Annotated in this window: 18 protein-coding genes; 9 read left to right on the top strand and 9 right to left on the bottom strand. The window is 57.2% G+C overall.

Annotated features, from left to right (window positions below; genetic code table 11):
• Positions 1–156: 156 nt before the first annotated feature.
• The 5 genes from ATO67_RS08790 (at position 157) to ATO67_RS08770 (ending at position 4,007) form a co-directional block, all read left to right on the top strand.
• Positions 157–1,032, top strand: a complete 876-nt coding sequence (locus ATO67_RS08790; protein ID WP_067647007.1) for a peptidylprolyl isomerase — start codon at positions 157–159, stop codon at positions 1,030–1,032.
• A gap of 79 nt (positions 1,033–1,111) precedes the next feature.
• Positions 1,112–2,353, top strand: a complete 1,242-nt coding sequence (gene argJ, locus ATO67_RS08785) for a bifunctional glutamate N-acetyltransferase/amino-acid acetyltransferase ArgJ (RefSeq protein WP_067647004.1) — start codon at positions 1,112–1,114, stop codon at positions 2,351–2,353.
• A gap of 3 nt (positions 2,354–2,356) precedes the next feature.
• Entirely contained in the window at positions 2,357–3,142 is a 786-nt protein-coding gene (locus tag ATO67_RS08780; protein ID WP_425352190.1) for a GNAT family N-acetyltransferase, read from the top strand.
• Positions 3,142–3,555 carry an 8-oxo-dGTP diphosphatase MutT gene (gene mutT / locus ATO67_RS08775; protein ID WP_067647001.1) on the top strand — a complete coding sequence of 138 codons (414 nt, stop codon included), beginning with the start codon at positions 3,142–3,144 and terminating at the stop codon, positions 3,553–3,555. The genes ATO67_RS08780 and mutT overlap by 1 nt, the downstream gene beginning before the upstream one ends.
• 131 nt (positions 3,556–3,686) lie before the next feature.
• On the top strand, positions 3,687–4,007 hold the full coding sequence (locus ATO67_RS08770) for a hypothetical protein (protein WP_067646998.1): 321 nt from the start codon (positions 3,687–3,689) through the stop codon (positions 4,005–4,007).
• 109 nt (positions 4,008–4,116) lie between these two features.
• On the opposite strand, the gene ATO67_RS08765 is transcribed toward ATO67_RS08770, so the two are convergent.
• From ATO67_RS08765 to ATO67_RS08750, 4 genes are all read right to left on the bottom strand, one after another.
• Positions 4,117–7,254, bottom strand: a complete 3,138-nt coding sequence (locus ATO67_RS08765) for an efflux RND transporter permease subunit (protein ID WP_067646996.1) — start codon at positions 7,252–7,254, stop codon at positions 4,117–4,119.
• A gap of 9 nt (positions 7,255–7,263) precedes the next feature.
• Entirely contained in the window at positions 7,264–8,403 is a 1,140-nt protein-coding gene (locus ATO67_RS08760; protein WP_067646993.1) for an efflux RND transporter periplasmic adaptor subunit, read from the bottom strand.
• Positions 8,404–8,477: 74 nt separating this feature from the next.
• A complete protein-coding gene (locus ATO67_RS08755; protein ID WP_067646990.1) occupies positions 8,478–9,035 on the bottom strand; it encodes a TetR/AcrR family transcriptional regulator in 558 nt (185 codons plus the stop codon).
• A 90-nt stretch (positions 9,036–9,125) separates the two neighbouring features.
• Positions 9,126–10,067: a hydrogen peroxide-inducible genes activator gene (locus ATO67_RS08750; RefSeq protein WP_067646987.1), complete on the bottom strand. Its 942-nt coding sequence runs from the start codon at positions 10,065–10,067 to the stop codon at positions 9,126–9,128.
• 189 nt (positions 10,068–10,256) lie between these two features.
• Between ATO67_RS08750 and katG the strand changes: the two genes are divergently transcribed.
• The 4 genes from katG to ATO67_RS08730 all read left to right on the top strand — a co-directional run bounded on the left by katG (position 10,257) and on the right by ATO67_RS08730 (position 16,014).
• On the top strand, positions 10,257–12,446 hold the full coding sequence (gene katG, locus ATO67_RS08745; RefSeq protein ID WP_067646984.1) for a catalase/peroxidase HPI: 2,190 nt from the start codon (positions 10,257–10,259) through the stop codon (positions 12,444–12,446).
• Between the two features lie 345 nt (positions 12,447–12,791).
• The gene (locus ATO67_RS08740; protein ID WP_067647336.1) at positions 12,792–13,298 is read left to right on the top strand and encodes a putative pterin-binding protein; all 507 of its coding nucleotides are present in this window, start codon (positions 12,792–12,794) and stop codon (positions 13,296–13,298) included.
• Positions 13,299–13,307: 9 nt separating this feature from the next.
• Positions 13,308–15,239, top strand: coding sequence for a putative bifunctional diguanylate cyclase/phosphodiesterase (locus tag ATO67_RS08735; RefSeq protein WP_067646981.1), 1,932 nt, complete (start codon positions 13,308–13,310; stop codon positions 15,237–15,239).
• A gap of 79 nt (positions 15,240–15,318) precedes the next feature.
• Positions 15,319–16,014 (top strand): FkbM family methyltransferase, encoded by a 696-nt coding sequence (locus tag ATO67_RS08730; RefSeq protein WP_067646979.1) that lies wholly within the window; start codon positions 15,319–15,321, stop codon positions 16,012–16,014.
• Between the two features lie 4 nt (positions 16,015–16,018).
• Here the strand turns inward: ATO67_RS08730 and ATO67_RS08725 are convergent, their stop codons facing one another.
• The 5 genes from ATO67_RS08725 to ATO67_RS08705 all read right to left on the bottom strand — a co-directional run bounded on the left by ATO67_RS08725 (position 16,019) and on the right by ATO67_RS08705 (position 20,506).
• Positions 16,019–16,783 carry an ABC transporter ATP-binding protein gene (locus tag ATO67_RS08725; protein ID WP_067646972.1) on the bottom strand — a complete coding sequence of 255 codons (765 nt, stop codon included), beginning with the start codon at positions 16,781–16,783 and terminating at the stop codon, positions 16,019–16,021.
• Positions 16,783–17,619, bottom strand: coding sequence for an ABC transporter ATP-binding protein (locus ATO67_RS08720; RefSeq protein WP_067646970.1), 837 nt, complete (start codon positions 17,617–17,619; stop codon positions 16,783–16,785). Before ATO67_RS08720 ends, ATO67_RS08725 begins: the two co-directional genes overlap by 1 nt.
• A 3-nt stretch (positions 17,620–17,622) precedes the next feature.
• Entirely contained in the window at positions 17,623–18,507 is an 885-nt protein-coding gene (locus ATO67_RS08715) for an ABC transporter permease (protein ID WP_067646967.1), read from the bottom strand.
• Positions 18,507–19,529 carry an ABC transporter permease gene (locus ATO67_RS08710; RefSeq protein ID WP_067646964.1) on the bottom strand — a complete coding sequence of 341 codons (1,023 nt, stop codon included), beginning with the start codon at positions 19,527–19,529 and terminating at the stop codon, positions 18,507–18,509. Before ATO67_RS08710 ends, ATO67_RS08715 begins: the two co-directional genes overlap by 1 nt.
• Positions 19,530–19,774: 245 nt before the next feature.
• Complete coding sequence (locus ATO67_RS08705) at positions 19,775–20,506, bottom strand: FadR/GntR family transcriptional regulator (RefSeq protein WP_067646957.1); 732 nt, start codon at positions 20,504–20,506, stop codon at positions 19,775–19,777.
• Positions 20,507–20,662 lie beyond the last annotated feature (156 nt).

The raw sequence follows: 20,662 nt of genomic DNA, 5'->3' as shown, positions 1-20,662 counted from the left end.
AAACGTATCTGGACGCGAGGTTACGCGACAGATAAGAGGGGGGGCAAATGATGTCAACGGTTCTGCCCGTTACAGAATGGCCACATTCCGGTGTTTGGAAGTTTTTTCAGCCGGAAAACCACGTCTGGAGCCGGCATTGTCTCCGAAAGGTTTAATATGTTGCGCTATAATAGAATTGCGGCTGCTGTTATCGTGGCCACCCTTGGTCTTCAGTTTCCCGCTTTCGCGCAGGAAGATGCCGTTGTCGCAAAGGTCGGTGATCTGGAAATCCGCCAGTCCGAACTCGATCTCGCCATGAGCAACCTCGATCCGCAGCTTGCACAGCTTCCTGATGAACAGAAGAAGGTTGCTGCTCTCTCCGGCGCCATCGACGTGAAGCTTCTGGTAAAGGACGCGACTGCCGAAGGTCTGGAAAAGACCGACGACTTCAAGAAGCGTCTCGCTTTCATCACCGACCGCGAACTGCACAACGCATATTTCCGCAAGCACGTGGTTGATGCTGTGACCAATGAAGAGGTCAAGGCACGTTACGAGAAGGAAGTGGCTGCGCTTCCGAAGGAAGACGAAATCAAGGCTGCCCACATTCTGGTTGCGACTGAAGAAGAAGCCAAGGAAGTGATCAAGCAGCTGGACGCTGGCAAGGACTTTGCAGCGCTCGCCAAGGAAAAGTCGACCGATTCCAACAAGGATGATGGCGGCGATCTCGGCTGGTTCGGCAAGGGCCGCATGGTTCCTGAATTTGAAGAAGCTGCGTTCGCTCTCGAAAAGGGTGCCTACACCAAGACCCCGGTCAAGTCGCAGTTCGGCTTTCACGTCATCAAGCTGGAAGACAAGCGCGTTGCGCCGCCACCAGCATACGAGCAGGTCGAAGCACAGGTTCGTCAGCTCGTCATGCGCGACAAGTATGTTGCCCTGATCGAAAAGGCGAAGGCCGAACAGAAGATCGACATTCCCGATGAGGCAATGCGCAAGGCTTACGAAGATGCCAGCAAGCAGCAGGCCGCTGAGCCACCTGCACCTGCGCAGCAGTAATTCTCCGCAATTTACGGGGCGGCGATGAGCCGCCCCGTTTTCATTTTATCTCGTCCCGACAAATGCAGGTTCTCCGCCAATGTCCGCTGCCGTTTCTCCGCTCGCCCCCAAATCCTATCCAGAGATGCCTGCCGTTCGCGGTGTGCGAATGGCAACGGCTGCCGCTGGTATCAAATACAAAAACCGCACCGATGTTCTGTTGATGGTGTTCGATGAACCCGCCAGCGTCGCAGGCGTTTTTACCAAATCGAAATGCCCATCCGCTCCTGTCGATTTCTGCCGAGCCAATCTGGCGCAGGGCGTTGCCCGCGCCGTGGTCGTCAATTCCGGCAACGCCAATGCCTTTACTGGCGTCAAGGGTCGGGCCGCGACTGAGCTGACGGGGAAATCCGCAGCTGAGGCCGTGGGCTGTGCAGCAAACGAAGTGTTTCTCGCTTCGACCGGTGTCATCGGTGAGCCGCTCGACGCCACGAAGTTCGCGGGCGTTCTCGGCCAGATGAATACGGATGCCAAGGGTGACTTCTGGCAGGAGGCCGCCAAGGCTATCATGACCACGGACACGTATCCGAAGGTCGCCACACGCACAGCCGAGATCGGTGGCGTCACCGTCACCATCAACGGCATCGCCAAGGGTGCGGGCATGATTGCGCCAGACATGGCGACGATGCTGTCCTTTGTCGTGACCGATGCGGATATCGCGCCCACTGCCTTGCAGGCGCTGTTGGCCGCAGGCGTTGGCCCGACGTTCAATTCGGTGACTGTTGATAGCGACACATCCACCTCCGACACGTTGATGCTGTTTGCAACAGGTGCGGCCCGTGCCGACGGACAGGTGCGTATCGAGACGGCTGAAGACTCCAGGCTCGGCTCGTTCCGTGAAGCACTGAACGATGTGTTGAAAGACCTTGCGTTGCAGGTCGTTCGCGATGGCGAGGGCGCGCGCAAGATGGTGGAAATCACCGTGACAGGCGCCGAAAATGACGCGGCAGCCAAGAAGATCGCTCTGTCCATCGCCAACTCGCCGCTGGTCAAGACGGCGGTAGCAGGTGAAGACGCCAACTGGGGCCGTGTCGTCATGGCCGTCGGCAAGTCCGGCGAGATGGCGGACCGCGACCGCCTTGCAATCTGGTTCGGCCATGTTCGTGTGGCCGTCAACGGCGAGCGCGACGCGGATTATTCCGAGGCTGAAGCCACTGCCGTGATGAAAAACCAGGATATTCCAGTCAAGGTGGATATTGGTCTCGGCAACGGCACGGCAACCGTGTGGACCTGCGATCTGACCAAGGAATATGTCGAAATCAACGGCGATTATCGGAGCTGATCAGTGGGGTCTAACGATATCCAGAGTGCTCCTGTCAATCTACCGCTCGTGCGGCGTCTCGAGGCTGTCAGCTTCCGTGCATGGCCGGCGTCTTCCGTCATCTATGATGGCAGCTGGCAGATAAGACTGACGGGTTCGCATCCGTCGAAGCGGATCAATTGTGTCGTGCCGCTCGATCCATCCGACTACGGTAATTGCAGCCTTCGGCTGGAAAAGGCCCGCAAACGCTTCGAGGACTTCGGGCGGCCGCTGATCGTGCGTGAAACGACGCTGATGCCGCCTCAACTGCGCGAGCATCTTTTGGACGACGGTTGGGCTGTGTTCGAGAACGTCGACGTCATGACAGCGGATCTCGCCTCTGCCGAACTGCCTGAGACCATGGCGCATCTTCCAAGCCATGATATTGGACGCTTCGTGGAAGCCAGTCTGAAGGTCAGTGGCGACGACCCGTCCTTGCGTTCCGCCATCGCCGAGATCGTCAGCTCCATCAAGCCGACGCTTGGGCTGTTTACCAAGGAAGAGGTGGAAGGCGAGCCACAGGCCACCGTGATCTGCGTTCAGGACAACGATCTGGCGGGTATTTTGTCGCTGGATGTCGATGCAGCGATCAGGCGGCAGGGAACGGCCACGCAAATCCTCACCTCCGCGCTCCGCTGGGCGCGCATCAGCGGAGCCAAGACCGCATGGCTGCAAGTGGTTTCCACCAATGTGCCAGCGGTGGCGCTTTATGAGAAATTCGGTTTTTCCACAGCCTATACGTATCGCTACTGGCGCAAGGATGCGGCCTGATGGCTGACGCTGGGCGAAACATTCTTCTGGTGGCAGCCTGCGCACTGATCGACACCGATGGCCGCATTCTGCTGGCGCAAAGGCCTGAAGGCAAGTCGCTTGCCGGTCTATGGGAGTTTCCCGGCGGCAAGGTCGAAAGCGGCGAAACACCCGAGGAAACGCTTGTTCGAGAACTGGAAGAAGAGCTTGGCATCAAGACCAAGATCGCCTGTCTCGCGCCGCTGACCTTTGCCAGCCATACCTATGAGACATTTCACCTTTTGATGCCCCTTTACGTCTGCCGTCGTTATGAGGGCATTCCGCGCGGTGCCGAGGGACAGGCGATCAAATGGGTCAAGCCGCAGGCTTTGCGAGATTACCCGATGCCGCCGGCCGATGAGCCGCTGATCCCCTATCTTCAGGACCTGCTGTAAACAATCCCGTGAATAAGGGCTCGTCTGGGCTTTGAACGTCTCAAAACGGGGCGTTATTAACCAATCGTTTATCACCCTCTGGCAAATTCAAAGACTGAACAATTGGTAAATGGCGCGTAGCGAGGCCTGGTATGAACGAGGATTTTTGGAAGACAGTCGAGGATCGTCAATCCTATTCGAAAAAGTCTCGTAGAATCGGTGTCGTCAACGTCGCCCTGCTGTTCGGCATGGCGGCAATCGCACTTTCGCTAATCGTAACCCCCATGCTGGCAGGCAAAACCCCGCCTGCGCGTTTTGCCCAGACGCCCGACAATTTCGATATGATCAGCACCGGCTCGATCAATCGCGGCGACGCGGCCAAGAAATCTTACAGCATTCGTCGCAGCGTAACCCAGCCAATGCCGGGTTCGGTCTGCATCGTCGATGGCTACGCTGGCGGCCAGGGCTGCTGATTTCCACGCAATGTTTTAACATCCTGACACCTCCCCATTTCTGAATACATGCGTGAGGGAAGACATGCAGAAACGCCGCAGACGATGTCTGCGGCGTTTCTTTTTTTGATCAAGGCTGAGTTGCCTTCGGCTCTTCCGGCGGCGTCTCCGCCTCCGGGCGTTTCGTCCGCATCAGTTTCAGGACGAAGACGAAGAATGCCGGGACGAAGAAGACGGCCAGGATCGTTGCCGAGATCATGCCGCCAAGAACGCCGGTACCGATGGCATTCTGGCTGGCAGCGCTCGGGCCGGTGGCGATGGCCAGCGGCACCACGCCGAGCGTGAAGGCGAGCGAGGTCATGATGATCGGCCGGAAGCGGACCTTTGCGGCGAGGACCGCGGATTCCATCAGCGTTTTTCCTTCCGCATAATAATCCTTGGCGAACTCCACGATAAGGATCGCGTTTTTGGCCGAGAGCCCGATGATGGCGATCAGGCCTACCTTGAAGTAGATATCGTTGGGCATATCCCGAAGAAGGACCGCCAGCACCGAGCCGATGATGCCAAGGGGCACGACCAGCATCACCGCAAGCGGGATGGACCAGCTTTCGTAGAGACCTGCCAGCAGCAGGAACACGAAGAGGATGCTGAGGCTGAACAGGAACGGCGCCTGCGAGCCGGACTTGATCTCTTCCAGGGCTTGGCCCGTCCATTCGTAGCCGATGCCAGCGGGAAGTTCGGAAGCAAGACGTTCCATCTCTGTGATAGCCGCACCTGTCGAATTTCCCGGCGCAGGCGCGCCCGAAATACGGATGGTCGGATATCCGTTGTAGCCGACGACCTGCGGAGAGCCCTTCTGCCACTGCGCGATGGCAAACGAGCTGAGAGGCACCATGCCGCCGCTGGCATTGCGCACGTTCAGCTTCAACAGATCCTCGACCTGAAGACGGTCACGGTCCTGCGCCTGAACGACGACGCGCTGCATGCGTCCGGCATTTGGAAAGTCGTTGATGTAGGACGATCCAAGGTTGGCGGTGATGGTGTTGTTGATATCGGCGAAGGTGACGCCGAATGTGTTGGCTTTCTCGCGGTCGATCACCAGCATGATCTGCGCAGCATCCGGCAAGCCTTCGATGCGCATTCCAGCCAGAACAGGGCTTTTGCTTGCCTTCTGCATCAATTCGCCAGCGGCGGCAGACAGTGCTGCCTGGCCGATGCCATTGCGGTCCTGCAAGCGGAAGGAGAAGCCGCCAGATGTGCCGAAGCCTTCAATGGGCGGCGGAGACAGCGCGAAGGTCTGCGCATCCTTTAGCCCGAACAGCTTCATGTTGGCGCGGTTGGCGATGTCCTGAGCCGAATTATCGGCTCCTCTTTCGCTCCAGTCCTTCAAGGTAATGAAGGCCAGTGCCGCATTGGCACCGTTACCGGAGAAGCTGAAGCCCTGAATAGCAACGACGTCCTTTACCGAAGGTTCGTCCTTGAAGATTTTCTCGATCTGTTCGATGGAGGCAACCGTGCGGTTGGCACTGGCTTCCGGCGGCCCCTGAATATCCACGATCAGGAAGCCCTGATCCTCATCCGGCACGAAGGCGCTGGGAAGGCTGACGAAGAGATAGCCGAGACCGGCGACCAGCGCGAGATAAATGACCATCATCCGCCCTGCACGACGCGCACCGCCCGTTGCCGCCTTGGTGTAGCCATTCGTCAGGCCATCGAACTTCCTGTTGAACCAGCCGCCAAGACCGCGCTTCTCATGGTGGCCCTGCTTGATGGGCTTGAGGAAGGTGGCGCAAAGAGCTGGTGTCAAAGACAATGCGAGGAAGGCGGAGAACAGGATGGACACGACCATCGTCAAGCTGAACTGACGATAGATGATACCGGTCGATCCGGGGAAGAACGCCATGGGTATGAACACGCAGGCCAGAACCAGCGTGATGCCGAGAATGGCACCGGTGATCTGCTTCATGGCCTTTTGCGTTGCAGCCTTCGGCGACAAGCCTTCTTCGGCCATGATGCGCTCGACATTTTCCACGACGACGATGGCGTCATCCACCAGAATGCCGATGGCGAGAACCATGGCGAACATGGTCAGAACGTTGATGGAAAACCCGGTGGCATACATGACCGCGCAGGTGCCCAGCAGCGCCACCGGAACCACCAGCGTGGGAATGACCGTGTAGCGGAAGTTTTGCAGGAAAACGAACATCACGATGAAGACGAGGACGATGGCCTCGACCAGTGTGTGCAACACTTTTTCGATGGAGGCCGAAACGAAGGGACTTGTATCGTAGGGAACGGCATAGGCGACACCGCTCGGGAAGAAGCGTGATAGTTCTTCCAGCTTGGCCGAGACGGCTTTAGACGTTGCGACGGCATTGCCGGTGGAGGAAAGCTGGATACCCACGGCAGCGCTGGCCTGTCCGTTCAGACGGCTGGAAAAGTTGTAGGTCTCCGCGCCAAGCTCGATGCGGGCGACATCCTTCAGTCGCACGCTACTGCCATCCGGGTTGGCGCGCAGGACGATGTTGCCGAACTCTGCTGGATCGGTCAGCTGTCCCTTGACCAGAACGGTTGCGGTCAAATCCTGACTGACGGGATTGGGCGCTGCGCCGATCTGGCCAGCGGCAACCTGCGCATTTTGGGCGGTGATTGCGCTGTTGATATCTCCAGCCGTGAGGTTGAGGCCAACAAGCTTGTCGGCATCGATCCAGACGCGCATGGCGCGTTGGGATGAGAAGAGTTGCGCTCGACCGACACCTTCGATGCGGCGCAGTTCACCCAGCACGTTGCGGTTGAGATAGTCGCCCAGCGCTACCTCGTCCATCGTGCCATCGGTTGAGGTCAGCGTGATGAACATAAGGAAGCCAGAGGAGGCTTCTTCCACTGTCACACCCTGTGCCGCAACGGCAGAGGGAAGACGTGCCTCGACGCGGCGGATGGCGTTCTGCACATCGACCGAGGCCTGATTGATGTTTGTGCCAGCTTCGAATGTGGCGTTGATGGAGACCTGACCGGACGTATCCGAGGTAGATTCGAAGTACATCAGTCCTTCGACGCCGTTCAACTCATCTTCGATGAGCCGGGTGACGCCTTGGTAGATATCCTGCGGCGAAGCGCCGGGATAGGTGGTCGAAATCGTCAATTGCGGCGGTGCGACCTTCGGGTACTGCGCAATCGGCAGGAAGGGCAGGGCAATGACGCCCGCAATGGAAATGAACAGCGCAAAGACCCAGGCGAGGATCGGCCGTCTTATGAAGAGCTGTGCCATGAAAGGACCTTACTGCTTTGGTGCTTGCGCCGGTGTCTCGGCTGTTTGTTCCGGCTGCCATGGTTCCGGCTTGATCTTGCCGCCGGGCTGGACCTTCTGGGCACCGTCGACCACGACTTTTTCGCCAGCGGTCAAACCTTTTTCGACCACCCATTCGGTTTCAAGCGCCTGACCGAGTTCGATAGGGCGTGCTTCCGCTGTATCGCCCTTGACGACATAGACCAGCGGCTTGCCATCGGCATTGCGAATGATCGAGCGTTGGGGAACGGTGACGGCGTTTTCACGAACGGCCTGCTCGATTCTGACCCGCACATACATGCCGGGAAGCAGATCGCGGCGGGCGTTGGGAAACTCCGCCCGCAACGTGACCTGACCGGTGGTGGAATCCACGCTGGCGCTGGCAAACAACAAACGACCGGGTTCCGGGTACATCGAACCATCATCGAAAACCAGCCGGACGCTGGCCTGACCGGGGCCCGGGCTCGCCAGTTTCCCGTCATCGACAGCACGTCTCAGCGCCATCATATCCTGCGCCGACTGGGTGAAATCGGCGTAGCTTGGATCGATCTGCTGGATCAAAGCGAGGTTCTGCGTACCATCGGCAGTGACTAGGGCGCCTTCGGTGACCAGTGCGCCGCCGATGATGCCGGAGATCGGCGCGCGGACCTCGGTGTAGTCGAGGTTTATACGTGCTTCGTCCAGCGCGGCCTGCTGAAGTGCAACATCGGCATCCGCCTGAGCGAGATTGACGGCTGCCGTATCGTAATCGATGCCGGTCGATACGTTGCGTTCACGCAGGTTTTTCTGACGTTCCAGTTGCTGGCGCGCATTGCTCTGCGTTGCCTGGGCGCGCTGCAAGGAAGCTTCTGCGCTGGCAACACGAACTTTGAACAATCGAGGATCGATGCGGTAGAGGACATCGTCCTTCTTGACCAGCGTTCCCTGCTCGAACACGCGTTCAAGCAAGATGCCGGAAACCCGTGCGCGAACTTCGGCCACGCGTGTCGCGGCGATACGGCCCGGAAGCTCGTTGACAACAGGCACCGACTTCGCCGTCAGTTCCAGCACGCCGACGGCAGGGGGCGGCATCTGCGCGCCTTCCTGCGCGTGAACAATCGTCGGTGCCGCCAGTACGAAGGCGGCAGTCATCAAGGTTAGCAGTCGCGGCAGAGTGGTTCTGCTGTGCATCGTATAGTCCTCATCATATCACCCGCAGGTGATCGTCATGTTTCGTCTGGAAAGGTTGAGTAAATAGAACGAATATCGTTGAGGATTGCCAGTCTGTCTTCTGGGTCCCATTGGTGAAAATCGAAATATTCCGTGCAGCAGAAGCCGGTCAACGCCAGATAAGCGATCAGGGCTGCTCTGGGTCTTTTGCCTTTTTCCATGGCGGCAAGATCCTGGCGGGTCCAGTCGCTCATGCGGTCGTGGATTTTCTCTTCGCTCGACATGGCCGCACTGATGGCAAGGCAAACCGCCTTGTCTGTATCATCTGGCACCTTTTCGGCCACCGCAATGCGACCGAACAGTTCGGGGTGCGGCAGGTGACTGCTGCCATTGATGGCGGCCTGTACACGTTCTTCTTCCGACGCAAGGCGCCTTTCGATCAGCGCTTCAAGCAAAGCGGACTTGGATTTGTGATCGTAGACGACACGCGATTTGCTGACGCCCGCTTCCTGTGCCACGGCATCGATGGAAAATCCGGTCGCACCAGCACGCAGGACGACCCTTTCGGCGGCGTCCAGAATGTCATCCGTGCTGATTTTACGTGTTCTTGCCATAATGATTGGGTCCTGAAGCTGAAATTTTAAATACGAACGTTCGTGTTTTAAAGCAAGTGTATAAATATCACGATATTTTGTGTAAGAAAATCAAATACTTGCAGAAATTATTGATGGTCGAAGAGCATTGTTCATTTCCCGCATACCAGTTGCTGAGGTGCGAATGACCTCTGAAATTTCAAGCAATTGCTTGCCGATGGGCGTTGCACTGCGCCAGATCATGCCGATGGTTCTGATCGGTGCGGGGGCGTCGAAATGCGACACAGAGACATGGGCAGAGCGCGTTTCCATGGGAACGGCCATTTCCGGGATGAGCGTTACGCCGATGCCGGCGCTGACCATCTGCACCAATGTTGATAGCGAACTGCCTTCCATGACCTCTCTTGGCTGCGATGAGCCGACATTGCAAAAGGACAGGGCTTGATCGCGGAAACAATGACCTTCTTCCAGCAGCAGCAATCGCATTTCCGGAAGTGCCGTGCGTTCAGGTACAGGCTTGCCACCATCCTGATGCCGCCTGACCAGCACGAATTCCTCATCGAAGAGCTTCGATTCCATCAGAGACGGTTCCGATATCGGCAAAGCCACGATTGCCAGATCGAGATCGCCCTGTTTCAACTCTTCGAGCAATTTGGCGGTTTGCGTCTCGCGCACCCGGATTTCGATGCCATCAAACGTTCTGTTGAGATCATTGATGATTGTGGGAAGCAGATAGGGCGCGATGGTCGGAATGACGCCGATCCGAAGGCGCGACAGGAACGAGTTTTTCGACGCGCGTGCCAGTTCCCCCAGCTCGTTCACGTCGCGCAGGATCTGACGCACACGCAAGGCGAATGTCTGCCCGAAAGCGGTGAGTTTGATCTCTTTCGCGCCCCGCTCGAAAAGATCATGCCCGACCTCCTGCTCCAGTTCCTTGATCTGCATCGAAAGCGCGGGCTGGGAGATGGCGCAGACTTCCGCTGCGATCCGAAACCGCTTGTGGTGTGCCAATGCCTCGAAATAGCGCAGCTGCTTCAACGTCAAATTTTTCATAAGCTGAGCTTATCGCGTCAATCAGTAAATCCAACTTAAATTTATGGCGCTTGGTCGTTAAAAGGTCTTGTGGCGAGGTTACATTTCACTTCGTGTCGTGGTTTTCCGCGATAAAGGTCAACTGAAATCCTGCAATTTTGACAATAACAGCTTTTTTAACGTCCACTCAAAAGTGACATGGAGACTATCATGGATCAGAAAACCGACAGCGCGGGCAAGTGTCCCGTGGCCCACGGCCAGACACCCAAAGCCGTTCGAACGAACCGTGATTGGTGGCCGAACCAGCTCAACATTCAAATCCTGCATCACGGCTCGTCCCTTTCTGATCCGTTGGGCAAGGACTTCGATTATGCCGAAGCGTTCAAGGCGCTCGATCTGAATGCTGTGAAGGCCGATCTCCACGCCCTGATGACGGATTCTCAGGAATGGTGGCCCGCCGACTTTGGTCACTATGGTGGTCTGTTCATCCGCATGGCCTGGCACAGTGCTGGTACATACCGCATCACCGATGGTCGTGGCGGTGCCGGCGCCGGTCAGCAGCGTTTTGCGCCGCTCAACAGCTGGCCTGACAACGCCAACCTCGACAAGGCCCGGCGCCTTCTTTGGCCGATCAAACAGAAATACGGCAACAGCATTTCCTGGGCCGATCTGATGATCCTGACCGGCAACGTCGCGCTGGAATCCATGGGCTTCAAGACATTCGGCTTTGCCGGTGGTCGCGCAGACGTCTGGGAGCCGGAGGAGCTCTTCTGGGGTCCCGAAGGCACATGGCTCGGCGATGAGCGTTACAGCGGCGAACGCGAACTGGCGGAACCGCTGGGCGCGGTTCAGATGGGTCTGATCTACGTTAATCCGGAAGGCCCAAACGGCAATCCCGATCCTATCGCCTCCGCCCGCGATATTCGTTCCACATTTGCCCGTATGGCAATGGACGACGAAGAGACGGTGGCGCTGATTGCAGGCGGCCACACCTTCGGCAAGACGCATGGTGCAGGCGATCCGTCCCTTATCGGCGCAGAGCCTGAAGGCGGCGAACTGGAAGCGCAGGGCCTAGGCTGGCACAACAAATTCGGCACGGGCATCGGCAAGGACACGACGACCGGTGGTCCGGAAGTGACGTGGACGCAGACACCGACGCAGTGGAGCAACTTCTTCTTCGAAAACCTCTTTGCTTTCGAATGGGAACTGACGACAAGCCCTGCCGGTGCCAAGCAATGGGTGGCGAAGAACGCTGATCCATCGATCCCCGATGCTTATGATCCACATACGAAGCATCTTCCAACCATGCTGACATCCGATCTGGCACTGCGTTTCGACCCTGCCTACGAGAAGATTTCGCGGCGCTTCCTTGAAAACCCGGACCAGTTTGCCGATGCTTTTGCCCGTGCATGGTTCAAGCTGACCCACCGCGACATGGGACCGAAGGCTCGCTATCTCGGACCGGAAGTGCCAGCCGAAGACTTGATCTGGCAGGACGTCATTCCATCGGTCGACCATCCGTTCGTCGATGATTCCGATATTGCCAATCTCAAGGCGAAGGTGCTGGCGACCGGTCTCAGCGTACAGGAACTGGTGTCGACAGCCTGGGCGTCGGCGTCTTCATTCCGTGGATCGGACAAGCGTGGCGGTGCCAACGGTGCCCGTATCCGTCTGGAGCCGCAGAAGAACTGGGAAGCCAACCAGCCTGAGCAGCTTGCCAAGGTTCTCAGCATTCTCGAAGACATTCAGAGCGGTTTCAATGCCGGCCAAACCGGCGGCAAGAAGATTTCGCTGGCTGACCTGATCGTTCTGGCCGGTGCGGCAGGTGTTGAAAAGGCGGCGAAGGCTGGCGGTCACGATATCACCGTTCCGTTTACGCCTGGCCGCACGGATGCGTCTCAGGAGCAGACGGACGTTGCGTCCTTTGCAGCACTCGACCCGCGCGCCGATGGCTTCCGCAACTTCGTCAACAAGGCTCGTCACCAGTTCATGAAGCCGGAAGAGGCGCTTGTGGACCGTGCGCAGCTTCTCACGCTGACAGGGCCGGAAATGACGACCCTTGTTGGCGGCTTGCGCGTTCTCAATGTCGGCAAGCCGGAACATGGTGTGTTGACCACGCGCCCGGAAACGCTGACCAACGACTTCTTCGTCAATCTTCTGGACATCGACCTGCAATGGGCGCCGGTTCAGGGACAGGAAGGCGTTTATGAAGCCCGCAGCCGCAAGACCAACGAAGCAAAGTGGACGGGAACGCGCGTCGATCTGATTTTCGGTTCGCATTCGCAGCTACGTGCCCTTGCGGAAGTCTACGCCTCGGCAGACGCAAAACAAAAGTTCGTGAAGGATTTCGTGGTTGCGTGGAATAAGGTCATGAACGCTGATCGGTTCGATCTCGTCTGACCAATGCCGATTCGTTGTTGTTAGACGACGGCACGATTTTACCGTTCAAATTTAACCTTAGATAGCACCGGGCGTGGCGACTGCCACGCCCGGTAACCATGTGTTTTGTTTTCCTAAACCATTTTGGGTTTTTTTTACGATTTCGCTAACCACAATCATCAACATTGGATAACCGTTACTATGCTTTGGGTGTGTCAGGGCAGGTCGTGGCAGCACGATCGAAATGGCATCAGGGCCCCAGGGTCCGGCAAGAAATCCGAATACTCGTATTGTATAAAATACTGATATAAGATTTTAGAAGAGCCTCCGGGTTAACCAAGAGTTCTATCGAGGGACAAGACGATGATGGGTATCGTGCGGTTAGTTCTCAGTGCCGTTTTGGCGATCTGTTTTTTTTCTTACGCTCAGGCTGACGCGTTGCCGCAACCGACGGGTAAGCCTATCCTGACGATCTCGGGCAACATATCCAACACCAACGCAGACGCTGCTGCGAAATTCGACCGCGACATGCTGGAAGCCGTCGGTCTTGTAACGATCGAGACACATTCCCCGTGGTATGACGGGTTGACGCGTTTTGAGGGTGTTTCGCTGAAAAAACTGATGGATTTCGTCGGCGCCAAAGGCACCACGGTAACCGCCGTTGCACTGAACGATTATGTCAGTACGATTCCTATGGCGGATTTTGACAAGTTCAATGTAATACTGGCCATGAAGCGCGATGGGAACTATATGGAGGTTCGCGAAAAAGGGCCTTTATTTGTGATTTACCCTTACGATACAGCATCTGAACTTCAAACACAGACATATTATACCCGCTCCGCATGGCAGGTTGCAAAGCTTATAGTCGAGTAAAGGTGCCAATTGCGCAAAGTATTGGCGGTCATCATATGCTGCTTCGTGTTGGCGACAGGCTACATAGCCTATGTCATCGCGCAGCGGCAAACCGCACTGCAGAAATTCGCCAGATACAATGATTCTTGGGCGGTCAGTCAGACCGTCTCGGAATATCTGCGTCTTCAGAATAATCTTTATGGCTTCCTCGTAGACCCCGAAAACGTAACGCATGACGACCTGCGCTTGCGAATGGATCTGATGCTGGGCAGGCTCGAGCTTTTGAAACAGGGAAATCTGGGCGCGTTCATTGGCGGAAGGCCCGAATGGCGAAACCTCGTTACGCAGCTGAATGCGGTTCTGTCCGACCTCGACACGCGGATCGACACCCTGCAACCCCCTGCCGTCAGACCCATTCTGGAAGCGATGAAAGCGCTCGATGGCCCTTTGACGACGCTTGCCTCCTCATCCGTCGCCTATGATGTCGAAGTCGTAGACAATGCCCACTCCGAGGTCCGCCAGCTTCACACGATATTCTCCGCACTGGCGGGCGGTCTGATCGTCTGTGGTGTGGCGCTCATCCTGCTGTTGAACCGGCACAACAATTTGCTCGATGGTGCTCATAAGGAGATGCGCGGCCTGACGGATGATCTGCAGGCGGCCACGTTGGAGCTGAAGGACAACAATGCCCGCCTTGAGCATGATGCCTATCACGACGCTCTGACCGAACTGCCCAACCGTGCGCTGTTTCGCAAGGAGCTGAACGAAAGACTGGCGTCTGGAGGCGCTGGAACATCGATCATCCTGCTGCTGGATCTGGACGGTTTCAAGGACATCAACGATACGCTCGGCCATGATGTCGGCGATGCGCTTTTGCAGTCCGTGGCCGTGCGCCTGTCTGACATCCGCGAGGATGATGACATGGTATGCCGGCTCGGCGGCGACGAGTTTGCTTTCATAACCAGCGCCCGTGACGAAGAAGAAGCGCTCGTCTTTGCGGATACCCTGATTGCGCAGATAAGCGAACCCTACAATCTCGGGGATCTGGAAATCAAAATTGGTACCTGCGTGGGTATTGCCGTTTCCAGCGACGTGACGAATGCCGACGAGCTGTTCAAGCGTGCCGACCTTGCGCTTTACGAGTCGAAGCGGCTGGGGCCGGGCCGTGTCAGCGTTTTCCAGGATCATATGCAGCAGCAGCTGACCGAGAAAAGATCGTTTGAAGCGGACCTGCAAACCGCGGTTCAGAACAATGAGATGGAAGTCTATTATCAGCCGCAGATGCTGACGAAGACTCGCGAAATCTGCGGCTTCGAGGCTTTGCTGCGCTGGACGCACCCGGTTCGCGGCAGTGTTCCCCCGTCAGCGTTCATTCCCGTTGCGGAGCGGACCGGGTTGATCCATTCGCTGGGCAAATGGGCGATGGACACTGCGTGCCAGGAGGCCAAGACATGGAAGGGCGATCTCAAGATTGCGATCAACCTGTCCCCCGTCCAGTTTCACAGCACCAGCCTCATTCAAAACGTGGTGGATGCACTGGACAAGAGCGGGCTGGACGCCAGCAGGCTCGAACTCGAGATTACCGAGTCCGTGCTGCTCAACAAAAGCGACCAGACGCTCGACACGCTTGAAAAACTGAAAGATGTCGGCATAAAGATCGCCATGGACGATTTTGGAACCGGCTATTCGTCGCTTGGAAATCTGCGCGGCGTACCCTTCGACAAAATCAAGATCGACCAGTCGTTTCTGCGCGATGTTGCGACCGATACCGATGCGCTGGCCATTGTGGAATTCGTGGTCGGTATGGCCAAAAGCTTGAGAATGACGACGATTGCCGAGGGTATCGAAACGCAGGAGCAGTTCGATTGCATGTCCCGGTTGGGCTGTGACCAGATGCAGGGGTATCTGATCGGCCGACCAGGCCCTGCCGAAAAGCTCGATGTCTTCAGGCGTGTCAGCTGAGTGTTTCCATTTGTCCTTTTTATGAGGGCGAGACTTGTAATGGCGTTTATGCGTGGCTTCGCCACGAAGGGAAGTTGGAATGGAACGGCTTGACGTGCATGGGGTGAAGCTCGATCTGGCGCGGGACGAGGTTTCTCCCGTCATCTGGAAAGCGCTGGCTGATGGCAGCTATGAGGCCAAGGAAGCCCGCAGCATTCTCAAAGCCATCAAGCCGGGCGACCGTGTTCTTGAGTTGGGCTCCGGCATCGGCATCATCACCTCCATCATAGCCGGCATAAAGGATGTCATGGTCTGGGCGTTTGAGGCCAACCCGGGGACGGCGGCATTGGCTGAGCGGGTGATCAAGACCAATTGCGCCGATAATGTCGTGTTTTCGCAGGGGTTGCTGACCGCTCATGCCCCGCATGTTCACTCGTTTTATGTGCGCAAAGACCTCTGGATGTCATCCATGGATGAAAATCAGGGGCCATATGAGCACCGCATCGAAATCCCTTCGGAAAATATCGATGCGTTCATTGCGCAGCATCGCATCAACGCATTGGTCATGGATATCGAGGGAGCGGAGCACGATCTCCTGCAGAATGCGCAGCTTGCCGGTGTCGAGCGCATCTTCGTGGAACTGCACGACCACCTCTATAATCTGGCAGGCATTCGCGATATCACCCAGGCGCTTGCGCTGAAGGGGTATTCCTACGATCCACGCGGTTCTCGCGGACCGTGCGTCCTGTTTTCCAAGGACGACAGCAAACGGGAATATGATCCCGACGTGGACTGAAGCGTCAGGCGTTCACGCCTTCATATTCCAGCGATGCCGCGATCAATTCGCGCGCGTAAGGGTGCGTTGCGCCGTTTCTGGCGATGGCGTCACGGGGGAGAACTTCGGTAACTTCGCCGCGCAGCATCACCGCAAACCGGTCACACATGTGGTCAACGACGGCCAGATCATGCGTGACCATAATGTAGGTGAAACCGCGTTCCTCCCGCAGACGCTGGAGCAGATTGAGAATTTCAGCCTGCACCGAAACATCAAGCGCCGATGTCGGCTCATCCAGCAACAGCAAAGATGGCTCGAGGATCAAAGCGCGGGCAATGGCTACGCGCTGGCGCTGGCCGCCGGAAAGCTGATGGGGGAAACGGTCGAGAAATGAAACGGGCAGGCCGACATCGGTGATGGCCTTTTGCATCCGCTCTTCCTTGTCCGTAAGCTTATGGATGGTCAGCGGTTCGTTCAGCACGGTTCTGACGGACTGGCGCGGATGAAGCGAACCGTAGGGGTCCTGAAACACCATTTGCAACTTGCGGCAGCGCTCGATCAACGGCATGTCGCGCACGGATTTGCCATTGATCAGAACATCGCCTTTCCAGAAATCGGTCAGCAAGGAAACGCAGCGCAGCACGGTGGATTTGCCCGAACCGGACTCACCGACAAGGCCGAAACACTCGCCGGGTTTAACGGAAAACGAAACGGATGGCAGGACTTTTACCGCCGCAGGGCCATCGCCAAAGCTGATCGACAGGTCGCGAATTTCAACGGAAACTGACATCAGGCATGTTCCTCCAGCCATTCCGGGCGGCGGTCCAGTACCGCAAGCGGCGCACGGGTGCCGCCAATGCGGGGCTGAGCGGCCAGAAGGCCGCGTGTGTAAGGGTGTTGCGCGGCATCCAGATTGCCTGCCGACAGGGTCTCCACCACCTGACCCGCATACATGATGAGAACGCGGTCACAGAAATTGCGCACAAGATTGAGATCGTGGCTGATCATGATGAGGCCAATGCCGCGATCACGAACGAGGCCGTCGAGAATGTTGAGAACCTGCAAACGAACAGTAACGTCGAGCGCCGATGTCGGCTCGTCGGCAATGACGAGATCAGGGTCGGCCAGCAACATCATGGCAATCATCACCCGCTGGCCCATGCCGCCGGAGATTTCATGCGGATATTGCGCATAGACGCGCTCAGGGTCGCGGATTTTAACCGCCTCCAGCATGACGAGCGCCTTGATCTTGGCTTCCGCTTTTGTGCATTTGAAATGCCGCAGATAGGTTTCCGCCACCTGATCACCGACGCGCCTGATAGGGTTCAGTGAAAATTTCGGGTCCTGAAGGATCATCGACATGCGCCTGCCGCGAACTTTCAGCATCTCCCTTTCGGACAGGGAAAGAAGATCGAGTTCATCGAAGCGCAAGGTATCGGCGGTAATCGCGGCACCCGGCAGAAGGCGCAGCAGTGCACGTCCCACGGTGGATTTGCCCGAACCGCTTTCGCCAACGATGCCCAGCCGCTCGCGACCGAGCGTGAAAGACACGCCGCGCACTGCCTCCGTTGCAGAGCCACCATAGCGAATGCGGAGATTTTCGACGTCCAGTATCGTCCGTTCCATGGTCTATCTCCGGTTCATCTGCTTCGGATCGAGCGCATCGCGCAGACCATCACCCAGAAGATTGAAGGCAAGGCTGACGGTGAGGATCGATATGCCGGGGAAGGTGACCAGCCACCAGTTGTCCAGCATGTAGCGACGGCCGGTCGCAATCATCGCGCCCCATTCCGGCAGCGGTGGTTGTGCGCCGAGGCCGAGAAAGCCGAGGCCAGCGGCGGTCAGGATGACGGTTGCCATGTTCAGTGTCAGGCGAATGAGGACCGATGGCAGGCACATGGGCATGATCGACTTGACGATGATGCGGATGGGTGATGCGCCCTGGAGGCGGGCTGCGGCAATGTAATCGGCATTGCGGAATGTCAGCGCTTCTGCGCGGGCAAGACGGGCGATTGGTGGCCATGAGGTCAGGGCAATGGCGATGATCGCATTGTTGAGACTGGGTCCCAATGCCGCAACGAAAGCCAGCGACAGGATGAGGCTTGGGAATGACAGAAAGATATCGGTGATGCGCATCATCACCGTATCGAACTTGCCGCCGAGATAACCAGACGCGGTGCCGATGATGAGGCCGATGGGGCCGACCACGACGGAGACGAGAAAAATGATCGTCAGCGTGATGCGCGCCCCGAAGATCAAGCGGCTGAATATGTCGCGGCCGAGTTCATCGGTGCCGAACAGATGGCCGTTTCCGGGTGATTTCAGCACGTTGGTCAAGTCCTGCACGTAAGGGTCATGCGTGGCGATCAAGGGTGCGAAGACGGCAGCCAGGATCAGCACGGCAAGGACCGCCAGACCAAAAGCGGACGTCGGGCTGCGCAGGAGGAAAAGAACGATGTTCTTCATCGCATTTACGGAAGCTGGCAGCCTGATTTTTTCTGCATGGGCGGTCATCAGCGTGTCCTCGGATCGAAGAAGCGGTAGAGAATGTCGGACAGAAGATTGAGCCCGATGAAGATGACACCGACGATGAGAACGCAGGTCATGACGGCATTCATGTCGCCGGTGATAAGGTTGCTGGTCAGATACTGACCGAAACCCGGCCATGCGAACACGGTTTCGATCAGCACCGCGCCTTCGAGCAGCGAACCATAGGCAAGGGCGACGATGGTGACCAGCTGGACGCGGATATTGGCGAAGGCATGCCGCCAGATGGTCTGCTGGCTGGAGAGGCCTTTGACGCGCGCGGTCGTTACATATTCCTGACCGAGCTGGTCCAGCATGAAGCTTCGGGTCATGCGGGTGATGTAGGCGGATGAGGAATAACCAAGCAACGAGGCTGGCAGGATGAGGTGGTTCACGGCGGACCAGAAGACATCCATGTCCCCTGCCAGAAGGCTGTCGATCAGGAGAAAGCCGGTACGCTCGTCCACCAGCCCGATATAGAACTGGTCCATACGTCCGCTGCCACCGACGAGATCGAGCTTTGCGTAGAATACGATCAGCGCGATCATGCCTGTCCAGAAGATGGGCATCGAGTGCCCAAAAAGGCTGACGACGCGCACGAGATGATCCGGCCAGCGATCCTTGTTGACGGCGGCAAAGACGCCCATGGGGATGCCCAGCCCCGCACCGATGAGAATTGCGAATGTCGCAAGCTCGATGGTTGCAGGCATGACGTGGAGAATGTCCTGAATGACGGGCTGGCCGGTGCGGATGGATGTGCCGAAATTGCCGGTTAAGACATCGCCGAGGTAATAGAAGAACTGCTGCCAGATCGGCTTGTCGAGACCCAGCGAGCGGAACACCTGTTCATAGGTTTCGCGCGTCGCATCTTCCCCAACCATGGCGCGGACAGGGTCGGCAGGCATCAAGCGCCCGATGAAGAAAGTCAACAAGAGGAGGCCGAGCAGCGTGATGGCGATAGTGCCGATCTGCCCCGCCACGCCAGCCAGGCGCGGGCTTCGTATGTGCATATTTCCTCCCTGCGTCAGAATGTGGAAGCCTAAGCTTCATGTCTGACAACTTTTCAAAAATCTGTCACATGTTGTCGTATCTGTCAAGCGAGTGGCGTGAAGCTGCGATACAGGTTTGCATGAGAGATGGAAATGGCAAGCTCATTTTGGGCTGCCTCTAATAGAGATCAGCGCAAATGACGCGTTTCCTGATCGCTTGCATCAGCGGCGGGAGTGAGATGGGATCGAAGGAAAATTCGGCGCTATCAGACGCTCGTGGTTTTGGAGCGCAGGAGCACTTTGTAGCGTTCCAGGCTTCCGCGCAGGTGAATGCGCATCTGCTCACGCGCTGCCTCCGCATCTCCTTCGATGATGGCGTCTACGATACGCCCATGTTCTTCTTGCAGATGAAGGTTATAGTCTTTCGGGCGCGAGCCCGGTTCGGCACCCTGTAATTCCCCGCGAGGAATGATGCCGGAGCGAATAAGCCGCAAAAACTCCGGAAAGCGCCGATTTTGTGTGGCTTCCGCTATTTTGAAATGCAAATCGAAATCCGCGTCGCGGGTGGATTTTCCTTCCGCAAGACACAAGCCGATGGTGTTGTGAGCATCGAGGATTGATTCGATCTGTGCCGCGGAGCGCCGTGAGGCCGCAAGCCCTGCGGACTCCACCTCGAACACCGTTCTCAGTTCGAGAAGCTCGATGACGGAAGATATCCGCTCTGTGGTCAAATCCTTGAAAGGTTCGTCTTTTTCATGCTGGACCTGCAGCGCGAAAACGCCTGCACCCTTGCGGGCCTCCACCAGTCCATCCGCTCTCAGGATGGCGATGGCCTCGCGCACGACGGTGCGGCTGACGGAGTATTCGCGGGTGAGGGCGCTTTCGCTGGGAAGCCTGTCGCCGGGACGGAAGACACCTCCGACCAGATCACGCCGCAGCGCGGTGCTGATCTTGGTAGCGAGTGAAGCTCCGCGCTCCGGCGTCTGTACGGCGTCCATATATGCCCCATCTGGCTGTTACTTGTCTGGCATGTTAACAACTTGCTGCTGCAATGCAAGTTTTGATCGCGTCATCTCATGTTGCAGCGCACATCGAAAGCACTTTGTCTATCCCAATTGGCACTGACGCGGTCTCAGGGTTTACAACGGCGACGG

This window comes from Agrobacterium bohemicum, assembly GCF_001562555.1.
GTDB classification, from domain to species: domain Bacteria; phylum Pseudomonadota; class Alphaproteobacteria; order Rhizobiales; family Rhizobiaceae; genus Agrobacterium; species Agrobacterium bohemicum.
This window is presented reverse-complemented; position numbering and strand designations above follow the sequence as displayed.

Bases quoted from the DNA above. Each gene is read 5' to 3' on its own strand.
- ATO67_RS08790 (WP_067647007.1), top strand. From the start codon at position 157: ATGTTGCGCTATAATAGAATTGCGGCTGCTGTTATCGTGGCCACCCTT.
- argJ (WP_067647004.1), top strand. From the start codon at position 1,112: ATGTCCGCTGCCGTTTCTCCGCTCGCCCCCAAATCCTATCCAGAGATG.
- mutT (WP_067647001.1), top strand. From the start codon at position 3,142: ATGGCTGACGCTGGGCGAAACATTCTTCTGGTGGCAGCCTGCGCACTG.
- ATO67_RS08770 (WP_067646998.1), top strand. From the start codon at position 3,687: ATGAACGAGGATTTTTGGAAGACAGTCGAGGATCGTCAATCCTATTCG.
- ATO67_RS08765 (WP_067646996.1), bottom strand. From the start codon at position 7,254: ATGGCACAGCTCTTCATAAGACGGCCGATCCTCGCCTGGGTCTTTGCG.
- ATO67_RS08760 (WP_067646993.1), bottom strand. From the start codon at position 8,403: ATGACTGCCGCCTTCGTACTGGCGGCACCGACGATTGTTCACGCGCAG.
- ATO67_RS08755 (WP_067646990.1), bottom strand. From the start codon at position 9,035: ATGGCAAGAACACGTAAAATCAGCACGGATGACATTCTGGACGCCGCC.
- ATO67_RS08750 (WP_067646987.1), bottom strand. From the start codon at position 10,067: ATGAAAAATTTGACGTTGAAGCAGCTGCGCTATTTCGAGGCATTGGCA.
- katG (WP_067646984.1), top strand. From the start codon at position 10,257: ATGGATCAGAAAACCGACAGCGCGGGCAAGTGTCCCGTGGCCCACGGC.
- ATO67_RS08740 (WP_067647336.1), top strand. From the start codon at position 12,792: ATGGGTATCGTGCGGTTAGTTCTCAGTGCCGTTTTGGCGATCTGTTTT.
- ATO67_RS08730 (WP_067646979.1), top strand. From the start codon at position 15,319: ATGGAACGGCTTGACGTGCATGGGGTGAAGCTCGATCTGGCGCGGGAC.
- ATO67_RS08725 (WP_067646972.1), bottom strand. From the start codon at position 16,783: ATGTCAGTTTCCGTTGAAATTCGCGACCTGTCGATCAGCTTTGGCGAT.
- ATO67_RS08720 (WP_067646970.1), bottom strand. From the start codon at position 17,619: ATGGAACGGACGATACTGGACGTCGAAAATCTCCGCATTCGCTATGGT.
- ATO67_RS08715 (WP_067646967.1), bottom strand. From the start codon at position 18,507: ATGACCGCCCATGCAGAAAAAATCAGGCTGCCAGCTTCCGTAAATGCG.
- ATO67_RS08710 (WP_067646964.1), bottom strand. From the start codon at position 19,529: ATGCACATACGAAGCCCGCGCCTGGCTGGCGTGGCGGGGCAGATCGGC.
- ATO67_RS08705 (WP_067646957.1), bottom strand. From the start codon at position 20,506: ATGGACGCCGTACAGACGCCGGAGCGCGGAGCTTCACTCGCTACCAAG.